At 54.0% G+C, this 16,786-nt stretch carries 14 protein-coding genes; 9 read left to right on the top strand and 5 right to left on the bottom strand.

Translation table 11 applies throughout. The features are described 5' to 3' along the window. The first annotated feature begins 60 nt into the window (after positions 1-60). Together ACLD4F_RS12025 and ACLD4F_RS12020 are read left to right on the top strand one after the other, a co-directional pair. Positions 61-978, top strand: a complete 918-nt coding sequence (locus tag ACLD4F_RS12025) for an SPFH domain-containing protein (protein ID WP_000906146.1) — start codon at positions 61-63, stop codon at positions 976-978. Next, the gene (locus ACLD4F_RS12020) at positions 975-1,427 is read left to right on the top strand and encodes an NfeD family protein (RefSeq protein WP_000561177.1); all 453 of its coding nucleotides are present in this window, start codon (positions 975-977) and stop codon (positions 1,425-1,427) included. Before ACLD4F_RS12025 ends, ACLD4F_RS12020 begins: the two co-directional genes overlap by 4 nt. On the opposite strand, the gene cueR is transcribed toward ACLD4F_RS12020, so the two are convergent. Continuing rightward, the gene (gene cueR, locus ACLD4F_RS12015) at positions 1,428-1,844 is read right to left on the bottom strand and encodes a Cu(I)-responsive transcriptional regulator (protein WP_001026760.1); all 417 of its coding nucleotides are present in this window, start codon (positions 1,842-1,844) and stop codon (positions 1,428-1,430) included. A 109-nt stretch (positions 1,845-1,953) separates the two neighbouring features. Here cueR and copA point away from each other — a divergent pair, with 109 nt between their 5' ends. The 4 genes from copA (at position 1,954) to ybaK (ending at position 7,000) form a co-directional block, all read left to right on the top strand. Continuing rightward, the gene (gene copA / locus ACLD4F_RS12010; protein WP_000083910.1) at positions 1,954-4,455 is read left to right on the top strand and encodes a copper-exporting P-type ATPase CopA; all 2,502 of its coding nucleotides are present in this window, start codon (positions 1,954-1,956) and stop codon (positions 4,453-4,455) included. Positions 4,456-4,611: 156 nt separating this feature from the next. Further along, positions 4,612-5,439 (top strand): lysozyme inhibitor LprI family protein, encoded by an 828-nt coding sequence (locus ACLD4F_RS12005; RefSeq protein ID WP_411010855.1) that lies wholly within the window; start codon positions 4,612-4,614, stop codon positions 5,437-5,439. A gap of 85 nt (positions 5,440-5,524) precedes the next feature. Next, complete coding sequence (locus ACLD4F_RS12000) at positions 5,525-6,319, top strand: TraB/GumN family protein (RefSeq protein WP_000421861.1); 795 nt, start codon at positions 5,525-5,527, stop codon at positions 6,317-6,319. Positions 6,320-6,520: 201 nt separating this feature from the next. Beyond that, positions 6,521-7,000 (top strand): Cys-tRNA(Pro)/Cys-tRNA(Cys) deacylase YbaK, encoded by a 480-nt coding sequence (gene ybaK, locus ACLD4F_RS11995; protein ID WP_000186618.1) that lies wholly within the window; start codon positions 6,521-6,523, stop codon positions 6,998-7,000. Between the two features lie 116 nt (positions 7,001-7,116). Here the strand turns inward: ybaK and ushA are convergent, their stop codons facing one another. Then, positions 7,117-8,769, bottom strand: coding sequence for a bifunctional UDP-sugar hydrolase/5'-nucleotidase UshA (ushA, locus tag ACLD4F_RS11990; RefSeq protein WP_000670398.1), 1,653 nt, complete (start codon positions 8,767-8,769; stop codon positions 7,117-7,119). 172 nt (positions 8,770-8,941) lie between these two features. Here ushA and ACLD4F_RS11985 point away from each other — a divergent pair, with 172 nt between their 5' ends. Both ACLD4F_RS11985 and ybaL read left to right on the top strand, forming a co-directional pair. Further along, a complete protein-coding gene (locus ACLD4F_RS11985; RefSeq protein ID WP_411010854.1) occupies positions 8,942-10,162 on the top strand; it encodes an MFS transporter in 1,221 nt (406 codons plus the stop codon). 214 nt (positions 10,163-10,376) lie between these two features. Further along, positions 10,377-12,053: a YbaL family putative K(+) efflux transporter gene (ybaL, locus tag ACLD4F_RS11980; protein ID WP_079941958.1), complete on the top strand. Its 1,677-nt coding sequence runs from the start codon at positions 10,377-10,379 to the stop codon at positions 12,051-12,053. Positions 12,054-12,101: 48 nt separating this feature from the next. Here ybaL and gsk read toward each other — a convergent pair whose 3' ends face one another. Next, positions 12,102-13,406: an inosine/guanosine kinase gene (gene gsk / locus ACLD4F_RS11975; protein ID WP_000671592.1), complete on the bottom strand. Its 1,305-nt coding sequence runs from the start codon at positions 13,404-13,406 to the stop codon at positions 12,102-12,104. A gap of 152 nt (positions 13,407-13,558) precedes the next feature. Here gsk and aes point away from each other — a divergent pair, with 152 nt between their 5' ends. Continuing rightward, entirely contained in the window at positions 13,559-14,530 is a 972-nt protein-coding gene (gene aes, locus ACLD4F_RS11970) for an acetyl esterase (protein ID WP_000801789.1), read from the top strand. Here the strand turns inward: aes and hemH are convergent. Next, positions 14,527-15,489: a ferrochelatase gene (gene hemH / locus ACLD4F_RS11965; RefSeq protein ID WP_064043807.1), complete on the bottom strand. Its 963-nt coding sequence runs from the start codon at positions 15,487-15,489 to the stop codon at positions 14,527-14,529. The genes aes and hemH overlap by 4 nt on opposite strands. 228 nt (positions 15,490-15,717) lie before the next feature. After that, positions 15,718-16,362: an adenylate kinase gene (adk, locus tag ACLD4F_RS11960; protein ID WP_001220237.1), complete on the bottom strand. Its 645-nt coding sequence runs from the start codon at positions 16,360-16,362 to the stop codon at positions 15,718-15,720. Positions 16,363-16,786: the final 424 nt, after the last annotated feature.

The raw sequence follows: 16,786 nt of genomic DNA, 5'->3' as shown, positions 1-16,786 counted from the left end.
ATAATTCGCTTAATTCGTCAGCAAAATCGGTTTATGGACAACGCAACAGGAGGTTTAGCTATGCTCATTCTTATCCCTATTCTCATTTTCGTCGCGCTGGTGATCGTCGGCGCGGGCGTCAAAATCGTTCCGCAGGGATACCAGTGGACGGTGGAGCGCTTTGGACGTTACACCAAAACCCTGCAGCCGGGATTAAGCCTTGTTGTACCGTTTATGGACAGAATTGGCCGCAAGATCAATATGATGGAACAAGTGCTGGATATTCCGTCGCAGGAGGTGATCTCAAAAGATAACGCCAACGTCACTATCGATGCGGTCTGTTTTATTCAGGTTATCGATGCGCCGCGCGCCGCCTATGAAGTCAGTAACCTGGAACTGGCGATCATTAACCTGACCATGACCAATATCCGTACGGTGCTCGGTTCGATGGAGCTGGATGAAATGCTCTCCCAGCGCGACAGCATCAACACGCGGCTGCTACATATTGTCGATGAAGCCACCAATCCGTGGGGAATTAAAGTTACCCGTATCGAAATTCGCGATGTCCGCCCGCCCGCGGAATTGATCTCCTCGATGAACGCCCAGATGAAAGCGGAACGTACCAAACGCGCCTATATCCTTGAGGCCGAAGGGGTACGTCAGGCGGAAATCCTGAAAGCCGAGGGGGAAAAACAGTCGCAGATTCTGAAAGCCGAAGGCGAACGTCAGTCCGCTTTCCTGCAGGCGGAAGCGCGCGAACGTTCCGCCGAAGCGGAAGCCCGCGCTACGCAGATGGTATCTGAAGCCATCGCCGCCGGGGATATTCAGGCGATAAACTACTTCGTGGCGCAGAAATACACCGAAGCGTTACAGCAAATCGGCTCGGCGAATAACAGCAAAGTGGTCATGATGCCGTTGGATGCCAGCAGTCTGATGGGCGCTATCGCCGGGATCAGCGAGCTGGTTAAGGACAGCGCCAGCGAACGGAAAAAAGCATGATAGCGATGATTCTGGTACATCCGCATATCTTCTGGCTTAGCCTCGGCGGCCTGTTGTTGGCTGCGGAAATGCTCGGCGGTAACGGCTATTTGCTGTGGAGCGGCGTGGCGGCAGTGATTACCGGCTTAACCGTCTGGCTCTTACCGCTCGGCTGGGAATGGCAGGGCGTGCTGTTTGCGGCCTTAACGTTGCTGGCGGCCTGGCTTTGGTGGCGCTGGCTGGCGCGTCGCGTGCGGGAGCAGAAGCCGACCGACAGCCGCCTTAACCAACGCGGACAACAACTGGTAGGCCGCCGGTTTATGCTTGATGCCGCGTTAGTTAACGGACGGGGTCATATGCGTGTCGGCGACAGCTCGTGGCCGGTATGCGCTGACGAAGACCTGCGCGCAGGTACGCATGTCGAAGTGATCGCCGTGGAAGGCATCACCTTACGCATTCGCGCCGTTTAATCAACGTGGCTTTTGCGCCTTGTGATGACAGCAGCCGGAAAGATTATCAATAATCGGGCAGTCGGCGCTGTCATCGCCGGGACAACTCTCCGCCAACGCCAGCAGTTGATCGCGCATTGATTGCAGCTCGCTGATATGGCGCTCGATCTCCGCGACCTTTTCCAGCGTCCGCTTTTTTACATCTGCGCTATGGCGTCGCGGATCGTTAAACAGATTGACCAGTTCGCCACACTCTTCCAGATTAAACCCCACCTGCCTCGCCTGTCGCAGCAACGTCAGCTCGTTTAAATGCTTCTGCGTGTAGGTGCGATAACCATTTTCGCTACGTAATGGCGGCGTCACCAGCCCTTTCTCTTCATAAAACCGAATGGCTTTGCTGGTTAAACCGGTTTTTTTCGCCACATCGCTAATATTCATATTTCCCCCTTGACCTTAACCTTGCTGGAAGGTTTAACCTTTATCACAGTGAGTCACTACGATTACTAAGGTCAATGAATTGATGACCAATCATAAAGGAGTTTTTACTATGTCTCAAACTATCGACCTGACCCTGGACGGTTTGTCCTGCGGTCATTGCGTTAAACGCGTGAAAGAAAGTCTTGAACAACGTCCGGATGTTGAGCTGGCGGACGTCACCGTAACCGAAGCGCACGTTACCGGTACCGCCAGTGCGGACGCGTTAATTGAAACCATCAAACAAGCCGGGTATGGCGCGACGTTAAGCCACCCAAAGGCTAAACCGCTGACAGAGTCATCAATCCCGTCGGAAGCACTGGCAGCGGTTCCTCATGAGCTTCCGGTAGCGACGGCCGATGAAGAAAGCCAACAGTTGCTGTTAAGCGGCATGAGCTGCGCCAGTTGTGTCACCCGCGTACAACATGCGCTACAAAGCGTACCGGGCGTCACACAGGCACGGGTAAACCTGGCGGAACGCACTGCGCTGGTGATGGGCAGCGCGTCCGCCGCTGATTTAGTGCAGGCGGTGGAAAAAGCCGGCTACGGCGCAGAAGCGATTGAAGATGACATCAAACGCCGCGAGCGCCAGCAGGAAACCGCCATCGCCACCATGAAACGTTTTCGCTGGCAGGCCATCGTCGCCCTGGCGGTCGGTATACCGGTCATGGTCTGGGGGATGATCGGCGATAACATGATGGTGACCGGCGACAACCGCAGCCTGTGGCTGGCTATTGGCCTGATCACGCTTGCGGTGATGGTCTTTGCGGGCGGTCATTTTTACCGTAACGCGTGGAAAAGCCTGCTGAACGGCACGGCGACGATGGATACGCTGGTGGCGCTCGGCACCGGGGTCGCCTGGCTCTACTCCATGAGCGTCAACCTGTGGCCGCAGTGGTTCCCGATGGAAGCGCGGCACCTCTATTACGAAGCCAGCGCGATGATTATCGGTCTGATTAATCTCGGACACATGCTGGAAGCGCGCGCCCGTCAGCGTTCCTCAAAAGCGCTGGAAAAATTACTCGATCTCACCCCGCCCACCGCACGCGTCGTGACAGAAGACGGCGAAAAAAGCGTCCCGCTGGCGGACGTTCAGCCTGGGATGCTGCTGCGGCTCACTACCGGCGATCGCGTGCCAGTGGATGGCGAAATTACCCAGGGCGAAGCGTGGCTTGATGAAGCCATGCTGACCGGCGAACCCATTCCGCAGCAAAAAGGCGAAGGCGACAGCGTTCATGCCGGCACCGTCGTCCAGGACGGCAGCGTCCTGTTCCGCGCCAGCGCGGTGGGCAGTCATACCACGCTGTCACGCATTATTCGCATGGTACGCCAGGCGCAAAGCAGTAAACCGGAAATTGGCCAACTGGCCGATAAAATCTCCGCGGTATTCGTTCCCGTCGTCGTGGCCATTGCGCTGTTCAGCGCCGCTATCTGGTATTTCTTCGGACCGGCGCCGCAAATTGTTTATACGCTGGTCATCGCCACCACCGTACTGATTATCGCCTGCCCTTGCGCATTAGGCCTGGCGACGCCAATGTCGATTATTTCCGGCGTAGGCCGCGCTGCCGAATTCGGCGTGCTGGTACGCGACGCCGATGCCCTGCAACGCGCCAGTACGTTGGATACCCTCGTTTTTGATAAAACCGGGACGCTGACGGAAGGCAAGCCGCAAGTGGTGGCGGTAAAAACCTTTAACGGCGTTGATGAAGCTCAGGCATTACGTCTGGCAGCCGCGCTCGAACAAGGCTCCAGCCACCCGCTGGCCCATGCGATTCTGGAAAAAGCCGGCGACGATAAACTGCCGCAGGTGAACGGTTTCAGAACGCTGCGCGGACTGGGCGTCAGCGGTGAAGCAGAAGGTCATCAACTGCTTCTGGGGAACCAGGCGTTGCTGAACGAACAGCACGTCGCCACGGATGATATGACGGCAGAAATCACCGCGCAGGCCTCGCAAGGCTCGACTCCGGTCCTGCTGGCGATTGACGGTAAAGCGGCGGCGTTACTGGCGGTACGCGATCCATTGCGCAGCGATAGTATTGCCGCGCTTGAACGCCTGCACAACGCCGGATACCGTCTGGTAATGCTCACCGGGGATAACCCAACGACGGCTAACGCGATTGCCAAAGAAGCGGGTATTGACGAAGTCATTGCGGGCGTTCTGCCGGATGGCAAAGCCGATGCGATTAAACGTCTGCAAAGCCAGGGTCGTCAGGTTGCGATGGTCGGCGATGGTATCAACGATGCGCCCGCGCTGGCGCAGGCGGACGTCGGTATCGCGATGGGCGGCGGCAGCGATGTGGCGATTGAAACCGCGGCGATTACGCTGATGCGCCATAGTCTGATGGGCGTGGCGGATGCGCTGGCCATTTCGCGCGCGACGTTGCGCAATATGAAGCAAAACCTGCTTGGCGCATTTATCTACAACAGCATTGGTATCCCGGTGGCCGCCGGTATTCTGTGGCCGTTTACCGGTACCTTGTTAAACCCGGTAGTAGCGGGCGCGGCAATGGCGCTGTCTTCCATTACCGTCGTCAGCAATGCCAACCGGCTATTGCGCTTTAAACCGAAAGCGTAAAAACGCTATATCAGGCAGCATCAGCTGCCTGATATATTATTAAGCCATCAGTAATTTACCGTATCAATATATATATAAAATTTAACCGCACATCCTGTAGAAAAATAAAAATCAACATTTTATAATGTTTTTTTGAATCATAAGGATGTGTTATTTATGTTTAGAAAAGCAGTTACGCTTCTTTTCCTGCTTTCTCCCGCCGTCAGTTATGCAGGGTTATTTGATTCCACTCCAGAGTTAAAATGTGGCAACGATAATGCAGTCACGGCGGCAAAAGAATGGATTTACAATGAAGCATTAGGTCGTTTACAGCAAGACTATATTAAAGAGCCCTCCACGCTTTTCTTCGATATCCCCCAGACTCAATACGAGCAACAACTCCGGGCTATTCCTGTTCAATTCAGTGATGTAATCACGCAGAACCCTCAACCAGAAAATGCCAACCTACGAACTTGCTCGGCTACCGTCGCCATGAGTATTCCTCAGCCATTGTTTAAATTAATGAAAGACTTACCAAATACTCTATTCTATATTTCACAAGGGGATGGACAGGTAATAAACAATACGGTGACCTGGAAACAGGTTAACTACAATATTCAGCTAGCAGACAACAACAAAGATATTGTTGTCACCTCTGTGCAAAAAACCGATAAATTGGCGCGATCTATTTATGTAATGGCAAGAATGACGGTATCTGGTGATAGTATTATAAAGAAAAAAAATAACTCACTGATTGAAATCGCAGCAAAGAAATTTGAGAGTAGAGATCGCGAGCTTAATCAGGTCTGGAATTCACTACCCGCCTCTGCCCGAACGGCATTAAAACAAGAGCAGCGAGTCTGGGTGACCCAAAAAGAGCAGCAGTGCGGCAAACTTAGCGATGCAAAATCCGAGGCCATACCTGCTGAGAAGCGCATCAGTATTTATAAATGCCAGCTTGAAATGACCATCGCCAGAACGGCCTATCTCGACGGCAACGAATAACCCGACCGATCGTTGACGTCCCGTCAGGGCGCATTGCGCCCTTTTCTCCAACGCGCTAGCATGAGCTTTTTCAAAGGGAGCGCGTATGGAGTTATTAAATCAACTTAAACGTTTATGGCGCGCGCTGCGTGGTACCCCAAATAGTTGGCCTGCTATCGATCTCTCCCTGCCCGGCGGTCGTCATCTGCATCTGGTTGGCAGTATTCATATGGGGACACGCGATATGGCTCCTCTTCCAGCAAAGCTGGTGAAAAAGCTACGCCAGGCCGACGCGCTGGTCGTTGAAGCGGATATTTCAGGTAACGAAACGCCATTCAGCAATCTCCCCAAATGCCCGCCGTTGGTCGAACGTCTCAGCGCCGGGCAGCTAAGCGCACTGGAAAAACGGGTCAGCGAGTTGGGTATGCCGCTGATCCATTTTGATAATCAACCTTTATGGCAGATAGCTATGGTGCTACAGGCCACGCAGGCGCAACGGCTGGGATTGCGCCCGGACTATGGCATTGATTATCAGCTATTACAGGCTGCCCGCGAAATGTCGCTGCCGGTGCAAGAGCTGGAAGGGGCGAAACACCAGCTCGAACTACTCTGCGATCTGCCCGATGGCGGGATGGCGCTGCTCGACGACACGCTGACGCACTGGCACACCAACGCACGGCTTTTGCAGGTGATGATCGGCTGGTGGCTTGAACAGCCGCCGACCAGCGTCGGCGCTTCGCTCCCCAGAACGTTTAGCCAACCGCTGTATGATGTACTGATGGTGAAACGCAATGAAGCCTGGCGCGACGCGCTGCTGGCACTGCCGCCGGGACGCTACGTGGTAGCCGTAGGGGCGCTACATCTGTACGGCGAAGGCAACCTACCGCAAATATTGAAATAAAAAAATGGCCAATATCGCTATTGGCCCGTCAAAGAGGAATTTCATCGTTATTATTATCCCGACGCTTTCGCTTCGGATCTTCAGATTGTCGCTCAAAGTTGCCGCAACTGCCAAGACCTAATGCACAAGATTATACTATTTTTTAGTCCGCTTTCGGGCGTATGCTGATGGCAAATCACGTCTGTAGTAAGAAGGAACGTTATGACACCCGCAGTTAAGTTACTCGAAAAGAATAAGATTCCGTTTAACATTCACACCTACGATCACGATCCGAATGAAACTAACTTTGGCGATGAAGTGGTGCGTAAGCTCGGGCTAAACGCCGATCAGGTGTATAAAACGCTTTTGGTCGCCGTGAATGGCGATATGAAGCAACTGGCCGTCGCCGTGACGCCTGTAGCCGGGCAGCTGGATTTGAAAAAAGTCGCCAAAGCTCTGGGCGCGAAAAAGGTCGATATGGCCGACCCGATGGTGGCGCAACGCACCACGGGATATCTGGTCGGCGGGATCAGTCCGCTGGGACAGAAGAAACGGCTGCCCACGCTGATTGATGCGCCAGCCCGCACGTTTGCCACTATTTATGTTTCCGGTGGTAAACGCGGGCTGGATATTGAACTGGCGGCTGACGATTTGGCCGCCATCCTGGGTGCTAAATTCGCTGATATCGCGCGTCGGGATTAAGCCTGCGTAAAATACATTGCCGGATAGCGGCGCAAACGCCTTATCCGGCCTACAGCAGACATAATCCGTAGGCCTTAAGGCTGCGCGCCATCAGGCAGTGATGGCTATCCGTACCGCTACAGCCAGCTCACCTCGCCTTTTGGCGTAAACGCCGCCGCATCCAGCGGTGAATTCTGCTGAATAAACTCTTTCAGCACTTCCGCGTCAATAAACCCGGTATTCACGTATCCCGGTTTGTTATCGATGCGCGGATAACCATCGCCGCCCGTGGCGTTGAAACTCAGCGTCGCCATGCGATAGGTTTTAGCCGGATCAACAGGCTCGCCTTTGATTTTCAGATCGGTGAGCTTGCCCTCTTTGGCGACAAAGCTCACATTGGCGAACTGTGGATAGGCGCCGGAGTCCGGTTTCATCTGTGCTACGGCGGTGAGATAATCAACCACCTCTTTGCCGCTCATATCGGCATACACCACAATGTTGCCGAACGGCTGTACCTTGAGCACGCTTTTATAGGTAATATCTCCCGCCTCAATCGAGTCGCGAATACCGCCGCCGCTCATCACGCCAAAATCGGCGCCGGTGCGCGCGATCTGCGCAGCCAGAATCACCCGTCCCATATTGGTCTGGACAAATCTGACCTTACTGCGATCGCCTTCAAGAAGGCCATTCACGCTACCAATTTTCACCTCCAGTTGCGCTTTACCTTTATTCTGGAACGGCGTTAATAACGAGAGCATTTGCGGATTTTCGGCGATTTCCGGCGTGTAAAGTACACGCTCGCTTTTCCCGTTATCCCAGGTCACTTTTTTCTTGAGATTTACCGGAATAAGCTGGTAGTTAACCATTTTCATCTCGCCGTTACGGAATTCGAAATCCGCGCGACCCACATATTTACCCCACTCATGCGCCTGCACGATCCAGATGCCATTTTGCTTATCCGGCGCGCAGGGCGTTCCCGGTACGTAATTCACCTGTTTTTTGTTTTCCGACGCCATGCATACCGGGTCTTGTGAGTGACCGCCCACAATCATCGCCAGCGAACCGGCAGGCAGGCTACGCGCCATCTCAACGTCGCCCGGCGCGTTCGAACCGTGATCGCCGTTGTCATAATGCCCCATATGTGTGGTCGCGATAATCACGTCCGGTTTTTCATTCATATTAAGTTCCTGAATCACCACCTTTGCTTCTTCAGCAGGTTTACGAAACTCAATATCGGTGAAATATTCCGGGTTGCCTATTTTCGCCGTGTCATCGGTGGTTAAGCCGATTACCGCGATTTTTATATCCTGGCGTGTAAAAATAGCCCACGGCTTAAACAGACGCTCGCCGGTACTTTTTTGATAAATATTGGCGGAAAGAAAGGGAAACTTCGCCCACTTTTCCTGCTGGCGCAATACGGTGAGCGGGTTATCAAATTCATGATTACCGACGGCCATAGCGTCGTAGCCAATCAGATTCATCCCGCGGAAATCGGGCTCCGCATCCTGGAGATCGGATTCCGGCACCCCGGTATTAATGTCGCCGCCGGATAACAACAGGACGCTTCCCCCCTCTTGCGCCACCTCTTTACGGATACTGTCCACCAGCGTTTTTTGCGCCGCCAGACCATATTCGCCATATTCGCTGCGCCAGAAGTGACCGTGGTGATCGTTGGTATGCAGGATAGTAATTTTATAGGTTTTATCTTTTTCGTAAGCCTGTGCAGGCTGAGTCGTCAGCGCGAACGCCGCCAGTAACGCTAGCGCCACACCCCGTTTCAAAAATTTCATCTTTCTCTCCCTGACTCAATATCAACCGCAGAAATTACCTTTCCTTGCAATAATAGACAAATATGTTTTCAGAATTGAGACTTCCTTCAAACACATTTCACAGGTATGTTAGGCAAGTAATAATTACACATCCTACTATCTCCAACATCGCATAAAATTTAAGTGACTTTCTATGGCCATGAGTGAACCAACCCAGCCGTTAGCCGGCGCGCCCGCAGCGGCCGCTAAAGCACGTACTTCGTTTGGTATTTTGGGCGCGATCAGTCTTTCCCATCTGCTGAACGATATGATCCAGTCGCTAATCTTAGCCATTTATCCCCTGTTGCAGGCGGAGTTCTCGCTGACCTTCGTCCAGATAGGTTTGATCACCCTGACGTTCCAGCTCGCCTCATCGCTACTGCAACCGGTCGTCGGCTACTGGACGGATAAGTATCCCATGCCGTGGTCGCTGCCTGTCGGCATGTGTTTTACCCTGAGCGGGCTGGTACTGCTGGCAATGGCGGGAAGTTTTGGCGGCGTATTGCTCGCTGCGGCGCTGGTGGGTACCGGCTCGTCCGTTTTTCACCCGGAATCATCCCGCGTGGCGCGCATGGCCTCCGGCGGACGTCATGGTCTGGCGCAGTCTATCTTCCAGGTCGGCGGAAACTTCGGCAGTTCATTGGGCCCGCTGCTGGCCGCCGTGATTATCGCGCCCTATGGCAAAGGGAATGTCGCCTGGTTTGTGCTGGCCGCGCTGCTGGCGATCGTGGTGCTGGCGCAGATCAGCCGCTGGTATGCCGCCCAGCACCGGATAGCGAAAGGCAAGCCAAAAGCGATAATCGCTAACCCGCTGCCGCGCAATAAAGTCGTGCTGGCGGTCAGCGTGTTATTGCTACTCATTTTCTCGAAATATTTTTATATGGCGAGCATCAGTAGCTATTACACCTTTTATCTGATGCAAAAATTCGGATTATCAATACAAAACGCGCAGCTCCATCTGTTTGCCTTCCTGTTTGCGGTGGCTGCCGGGACGGTAATCGGCGGGCCGGTGGGCGATAAAATCGGCAGGAAATATGTGATTTGGGGCTCTATTCTCGGCGTCGCGCCGTTTACCCTTGTTTTACCCTACGCCACACTGTACTGGACGGGGATTTTAACGGTGATTATCGGCTTTATTCTCGCGTCGGCGTTTTCCGCCATTCTGGTGTATGCCCAGGAGCTGCTGCCAGGACGCATCGGTATGGTTTCCGGCCTGTTTTTCGGGTTTGCCTTCGGGATGGGAGGCCTGGGCGCAGCGGTGCTGGGGCTGATTGCCGACCATACCAGTATCTACTTAGTTTATAAAATCTGTGCTTTCCTGCCGCTTCTGGGGATACTGACCATATTATTACCTGATAATCGACATAAAGCGTGATTTTATGGCGGTTAAAGGTACGCTTTAACCGCCTGTACATCCCGATGCCATCATGCTTTGCCCATCCCATACTTATCACTTTTCCGTTCCGTGCTCTTTTTACCGTCAGATTGTATTTTTTTATAAAACACAACCATTTTTTATAAACATCCTGATTGAAATTGTCATAAACTATTACCCGGAGTTTTGGAGTCCAGCAACCAAAGGAGACGGAATGCATCACGCTACCCCGCTTATCACCACCATTGTCGGCGGCCTTGTGCTCGCTTTTATTCTCGGCATGATTGCCAACAAATTGCGTATTTCTCCACTGGTGGGATATCTGTTAGCGGGCGTTCTGGCGGGACCTTTTACCCCAGGTTTTGTTGCGGATACCAAACTGGCGCCGGAGCTGGCGGAGCTCGGCGTGATTCTATTGATGTTCGGCGTCGGGCTGCATTTTTCGCTGAAGGATTTGATGGCGGTAAAGTCTATCGCCATTCCCGGCGCTGTCGCTCAGATAGCGGTGGCGACGCTGCTGGGTATGGCGCTTTCCGCCGTGCTGGGATGGTCATTAATGACCGGCATCGTTTTTGGGCTCTGTCTGTCTACCGCCAGTACCGTCGTCCTGCTGCGCGCGCTTGAGGAGCGGCAACTCCTTGATAGCCAGCGCGGACAAATCGCCATCGGCTGGCTGATTGTCGAAGATCTGGTGATGGTGCTGACGCTGGTCTTGCTGCCCGCCGTTTCCGGCATGGTGGAAAAAGGCGATGTCGGCATAGCCTCGCTGACGGTCGATATGGGGATAACCATTGGTAAAGTGGTGGCGTTTATCGCCATCATGATGCTGGTCGGACGCCGCCTGGTGCCGTGGATTATGGCCCGCAGCGCCGCCACCGGCTCGCGCGAATTATTTACCCTTTCCGTACTGGCGCTGGCGTTAGGCATTGCGTTTGGCGCGGTAGAACTGTTTGACGTCTCTTTTGCGCTGGGCGCGTTCTTCGCTGGAATGGTGCTTAATGAGTCGGAACTGAGTCACCGGGCGGCGCACGATACGTTGCCGCTGCGCGACGCCTTTGCCGTCCTGTTTTTTGTTTCCGTCGGCATGTTGTTCGATCCGTTAGTCTTGATCCAACAGCCGCTGGCGGTGCTGGCGACGCTTGCCATTATCGTCTTTGGCAAATCGATCGCTGCGTTTTTCCTGGTGCGTATGTTCGGCCACTCGCCGCGAACCGCGCTGACCATTGCCGCCAGCCTGGCGCAAATCGGCGAATTCGCCTTTATTCTCGCCGGACTCGGCATGGCGCTCAATCTGCTGCCGCAAGCGGGACAGAACCTGGTGCTGGCAGGCGCTATTTTGTCGATTATGCTTAATCCCGTACTGTTTACCCTGCTGGAGAAGTATCTGGCGAAAACCGAAACGCTGGAAGAGCAAACTCTGGAAGAGGCTATCGAAGAAGAGAAGCAAATTCCGGTGGATATCTGTAATCATGCCCTGCTGGTGGGTTTTGGCCGCGTAGGCAGTCTGCTGGGAGAAAAATTACTGGCGGCGGGGATTCCGCTGGTGGTTATCGAAACGTCCCGTACCCGCGTGGATGAACTGCGCGAACGCGGGATTCGCGCCGTACTGGGCAACGCCGCTAACGAAGAAATCATGAATCTGGCGCATCTGGACTGCGCCCGCTGGCTGTTATTGACCATCCCCAACGGTTACGAAGCCGGTGAGATTGTCGCCTCAGCGCGGGAAAAAAGTCCTGATATCGAGATAATCGCCCGCGCGCACTATGATGATGAAGTGAAATATATTACCGAGCGGGGAGCCAATCAGGTAGTGATGGGCGAGCGAGAAATTGCCCGGGCGATGCTGGAACTGCTTGAAACGCCGCCCGCGGGTGAAGTCGTCGCCAGTTAAGGGTTTGCCGGACGGCCCGATGCGCGCAGCGCCATCGGGCAAGCCAGATTAGCGATCCCAGTACGACTCTTCCAGGCTGTCCTCACGTTCCGGCAGCCCGCGTGTCAGACGCGGAGAATGCTGGTTCAGTACCTGATAACTGACACGGTTAGCATATTTACACACCTGCGCCAGCGACGAATAGGTCAGCCAGGTAAATTTGTGCTTACTGGAGTTCGGTACGTTGCTACGATGGTAACTGTTCGCCGTAATATCGTGCAGCAGCGCCGCCAGCGCGCCATCGCCCGCGCCGTTGGTGTTCATGATTTTTTCCGGCCCGCCCATATACGGCGCAATATGCGAATAAACGCGCAGCGGATTAATACAATCTTTATGGCGCATTGCCCGGCTAAATTCATACTGGTTAAATTCAGCAATAGCTCCCGGTAGCAGCGGATGCTGGGTTTTACGTTTTGCTTCCTCTTCGGTGAAGCCCGCCATATATAACCCTATCGGCCCGGCGGTGCATAACACCAGGTCGACCCAGTCCAGCGCCTTATCCGCCGCCAGCAGCGGGTCGTTTTCGCCGGTCAGCGCTTCCGCTTCTTCTTCGTTCATTGCCAGAATCGAGACATTCTCTTTGAGAAACGCCTGCCACCACTGCGGATTATCGGCGATCACAAATTTGGTGCCCAGCGTCATGACAACCGGCACGTTATGCTTTTTCGCGTATTCGATCGCTTTCATCGTCGCGTCAGGCATCGGTTCGCCAGGCTTACAGCGCACCAGATATGAGGTCAACACCAGCGCGGAAGCGCCAGCGATCACCGCTTCCGGAATACTTTCCGCCCGTAACTGATTCATATGGCCGGGGCTGATAGCGAAGGTACGCTCGCCGGATTCGCCAATCAGCGTGAAACAGCGGCCAATCGGGCCATCTACCGCTTGCAGATAATTCAGGTCGGTACGGCTGGAAGTATTACACAGGTAACGATAAGCGTAGCTGCCAATCTCAATATTGCTGCACATCACGCCCAGTAACACCGAACGGTCATCCGCCAGTACCGAGTAATTATGCATCGTATTGCCTATAGTGCCGCCAGCAAACTGATGGGTGATCAAATTTTCCCGCGTCAGTTCCTGATACAGCTTCTCCGCCACCTCGTCTTCTATCACCAGAGAATGCCCGGCGCTTAATCCATAGCGTGTAATAAAATCGTCATCCACTTTCGCCTCAATATCCACCAACGTCTGGTCGATACCGACGACCCAGGAGGCGTTGGTTTCCTGTTCTGGCTGAATTTGTTGCAACAACGGGTCACGCGCATTGACGGGAAAATAGTGTTTGGATTTACGTTTACCGGGAAATTTCATGATTGTGCTTACGGATGAATAACGGAGCGCTGCATGGTAGCACATTCCCCCTGCTGCGCGCGACGGACGATGGCGTTTCAATATCGGACGACGAGATCGCAGTTTCTCCAGCCGCGTTTTTTACAATGGTTCACTTTCACAAGGAGCGTTTTATGAAGCCGGAAAATAAAATTCCCGTACTCACCCGACTGTCAGACGAAATGACAGCCGTCGTAAACTTCCAGCAACCAGGCCTTCCCCCCTGGCCTGCCGATGGCGATATTGAGACCCAGCGTCAGTATTATCTTCTTGAGCGCCGTTTCTGGAATGCCGACGCGCCGTCTATGACCACCCGCACCTGCGTCGTCCCTACGCCTTATGGCGATGTAACAACCCGGCTCTACTCGCCGCAGCCGACCAGCCAGGCCACCTTATACTATCTGCACGGCGGCGGATTTATCCTCGGTAATCTGGATACGCATGACCGGATAATGCGTCTGCTGGCGCGTTATACCGGCTGCACCGTGATCGGTATTGATTATTCGCTGTCGCCGCAAGCGCGTTATCCACAGGCCATTGAAGAAACCGTCGCGGTATGCAGCTACTTCTCTCAACATGCCGATGAATACTCGCTCAACGTGGAGAAAATCGGTTTCGCCGGAGATTCCGCAGGCGCCATGCTGGCGCTTGCCAGCGCGCTCTGGCTACGTGATAAGCACATTCGCTGCGGTAACGTTATCGCGATTCTGTTGTGGTATGGGCTGTATGGGTTGCAGGATTCGGTAAGCCGCCGTCTGTTCGGCGGCGCGTGGGACGGCCTGACGCGTGAAGATCTGGACATGTACGAAAAGGCCTATCTGCGTAACGATGAAGATCGGGAATCGCCCTGGTATTGTCTGTTTAATAACGATCTCACGCGCGATGTGCCGCCCTGCTTTATTGCCAGCGCGGAGTTTGATCCGCTCATTGATGACAGCCGCTTGCTGCACCAGACATTACAGGCGCACCAGCAGCCCTGCGAATACAAAATGTATCCCGGCACGCTGCACGCCTTTCTGCACTATTCGCGAATGATGACAATCGCCGACGATGCCTTGCAGGACGGCGCACGCTTCTTTATGGCGAGGATGAAGACGCCGCGTTAACGGTACGGCGCCGTGAGTTTCAGCATCATATCAATATGTTCCGGCGTCGCGTTCAGCGCCGGAATGTACGCATATTTTTTACCGCCCGCTTCAAGGAAAATCTCGCGGTTCTGTTCCGCTATCTCTTCCAGCGTCTCCAGACAATCCGCGGCAAATCCCGGACACATGACCTGAATATGGCCAGTCCCCTTTTCACCCAACATTTTTAGCGTTTCATCGGTGTACGGCGTCAGCCACGGTTCACGGCCAAAGCGCGACTGGAACGTCATCATTACCTTTTCCGGCGGCAGCCCCAATGCGGAAACCAGTTCGCGCGTGGTATCGCGACAGCGCTGCGGGTAGTCATCGCCTTCATCCGCATAACGTTGTGGAATGCCGTGATAAGAGAGCAGAAGCACATCCGGCTCGCCGTGTCTGGCGAACGACTCACGCGCGCTTTTCGCCAGCGCATCGATATAAGCGCCGTCATCCGCGTAATCGCGAATAAATGAGATACCGGGAATACGACGTTTACGCGCCAGTATCCGCCCCAGTTCGTCCCAGACTGCGCCCACCGTTGAGCAAGAGTATTGCGGGTACAACGGCAGCACGACGATATGGTCGACGTCGCTTGCTAACAGCTCATCGATAGCGCTTTCCAGCGAGGGCGAACCGTAGCTCATCCCCAGCGCGACGGGCGTGTCTGGCAACCGCGCGGCCAGCGCCTGTTGCTGTTCGCGGCTATATACCATGAGCGGCGAACCGCCATCCATCCAGATAGATTGATAGAGTTTCGCGACGCGCGGCGAACGCAGCGGTAAAATAACGCCACGCAGCAGCGGCCACCACAGCAGACGAGGAGTATCCACCACGCGTCTGTCGCTTAAAAATTGTTTCAGGTAGCGCTTTACCGCTTCAGGAGTTGGGGCATCTGGCGTGCCAAGGTTAGCCAGCAGGATACCGGTTTTCGTCTGACGCATTGCCGCCTCTTATCTATTCAAATTGTTGATAATTGTAGCGGAAAAGCGATAAAGAAGAACTAATTGCTGCGAGAGGTAAGACGAGAATTTGCCGAATGGCGCTAACGATGCCAGTAGGCCGGATAAGGCGTTCAGGCCGCCATCCGGCACCGATTGCCTGATGGCGCTACGCTTATCAGGCCTGCGGGATAATGGCAGGCCTGATAAGCGGTTCACTACGCGAAAAAATTAACCGAGGATTTTTTCCAGCGCTGCGCGCACGTCGGCAACGGCCTGCGTACCGTCAACTTTAGCGTATTTGGTGTTGCCCGCTTCCGCTTCTTTCTGGTAGTAGCCAATCAGCGGCGCGGTCATCTGATGATATTCCACCAGACGTTTGCGAACGGTCTCTTCCTGATCGTCTTTACGGGTGGTCAGATCTTCGCCGGTGACGTCATCTTTGCCTTCCACTTTCGGCGGATTAAACTTTACGTGGTAAACGCGGCCAGAGGCGGCGTGTACGCGACGACCCACAATACGGTCAACGATCAGTTCGTCCGGTACGTCGAATTCCAGCACGTAATCCACGACAATACCCGCTTCTTTCATCGCGTCAGCCTGCGGGATCGTGCGCGGGAAACCGTCCAGCAGAAAACCGTTACGGCAGTCTTCCTGGGCGATACGCTCTTTAACCAGCGCAATCACCAGTTCATCGGTCACCAGTTTACCGGCGTCCATGATATCTTTCGCCTGTTTGCCCAACTCGGAGCCTGATTTCACTGCGGCGCGCAGCATATCGCCAGTGGAGATTTGCGGAATACCATATTTCTCCATGATGAACTGAGCCTGAGTTCCTTTACCCGCGCCCGGAGCGCCAAGCAGAATAATACGCATTACGAAAATCCCCTCAAAGGTTGTCGATATTTTTTAAAAAGCGCTAAACGATACCACCATCACGCATTTCGCTCAAGGAAGCCGCCTGATGCTGAAACGGTTAACGAAGAGAAATCCAGAAAAGAGAAGGTATTATAAAAAATGCCGGATGGCGCTGGCGCTTATCCGGCCTACAAACAGTACTCGTCCGTAGGCCGGATAAGACGTTTCACGTCGCCATCCGGCAGTCACAAAACAGTACTCGCCCGTAGGCCGGATAAGACGTTTCACGTCGCCATCCGGCAGTCACAAAACAGTACCCGTCCGTAGGCCGGATAAGACGCTTCGCGTCACCATCCGGCAGTCACAAAACAGTATCCGTCCGTAGGCCGGATAAGACGTTTCACGTCGCCATCCGGCAGTCACAAAACAGTACCCGTCCGTA

Origin of the sequence: Salmonella sp. 741265050_HSA (genome assembly GCF_046569445.1) — a bacterium.
Classification (GTDB): Bacteria; Pseudomonadota; Gammaproteobacteria; order Enterobacterales; family Enterobacteriaceae; genus Salmonella; species Salmonella enterica.
This window is presented reverse-complemented; position numbering and strand designations above follow the sequence as displayed.

What these genes read in the sequence shown, in the direction of transcription:
- ACLD4F_RS12025 (WP_000906146.1), top strand. Translation starts at nt 61, where the DNA reads ATGCTCATTCTTATCCCTATTCTCATTTTCGTCGCGCTGGTGATCGTC.
- ACLD4F_RS12020 (WP_000561177.1), top strand. Translation starts at nt 975, where the DNA reads ATGATAGCGATGATTCTGGTACATCCGCATATCTTCTGGCTTAGCCTC.
- cueR (WP_001026760.1), bottom strand. Translation starts at nt 1,844, where the DNA reads ATGAATATTAGCGATGTGGCGAAAAAAACCGGTTTAACCAGCAAAGCC.
- copA (WP_000083910.1), top strand. Translation starts at nt 1,954, where the DNA reads ATGTCTCAAACTATCGACCTGACCCTGGACGGTTTGTCCTGCGGTCAT.
- ACLD4F_RS12005 (WP_411010855.1), top strand. Translation starts at nt 4,612, where the DNA reads ATGTTTAGAAAAGCAGTTACGCTTCTTTTCCTGCTTTCTCCCGCCGTC.
- ACLD4F_RS12000 (WP_000421861.1), top strand. Translation starts at nt 5,525, where the DNA reads ATGGAGTTATTAAATCAACTTAAACGTTTATGGCGCGCGCTGCGTGGT.
- ybaK (WP_000186618.1), top strand. Translation starts at nt 6,521, where the DNA reads ATGACACCCGCAGTTAAGTTACTCGAAAAGAATAAGATTCCGTTTAAC.
- ushA (WP_000670398.1), bottom strand. Translation starts at nt 8,769, where the DNA reads ATGAAATTTTTGAAACGGGGTGTGGCGCTAGCGTTACTGGCGGCGTTC.
- ACLD4F_RS11985 (WP_411010854.1), top strand. Translation starts at nt 8,942, where the DNA reads ATGGCCATGAGTGAACCAACCCAGCCGTTAGCCGGCGCGCCCGCAGCG.
- ybaL (WP_079941958.1), top strand. Translation starts at nt 10,377, where the DNA reads ATGCATCACGCTACCCCGCTTATCACCACCATTGTCGGCGGCCTTGTG.
- gsk (WP_000671592.1), bottom strand. Translation starts at nt 13,406, where the DNA reads ATGAAATTTCCCGGTAAACGTAAATCCAAACACTATTTTCCCGTCAAT.
- aes (WP_000801789.1), top strand. Translation starts at nt 13,559, where the DNA reads ATGAAGCCGGAAAATAAAATTCCCGTACTCACCCGACTGTCAGACGAA.
- hemH (WP_064043807.1), bottom strand. Translation starts at nt 15,489, where the DNA reads ATGCGTCAGACGAAAACCGGTATCCTGCTGGCTAACCTTGGCACGCCA.
- adk (WP_001220237.1), bottom strand. Translation starts at nt 16,362, where the DNA reads ATGCGTATTATTCTGCTTGGCGCTCCGGGCGCGGGTAAAGGAACTCAG.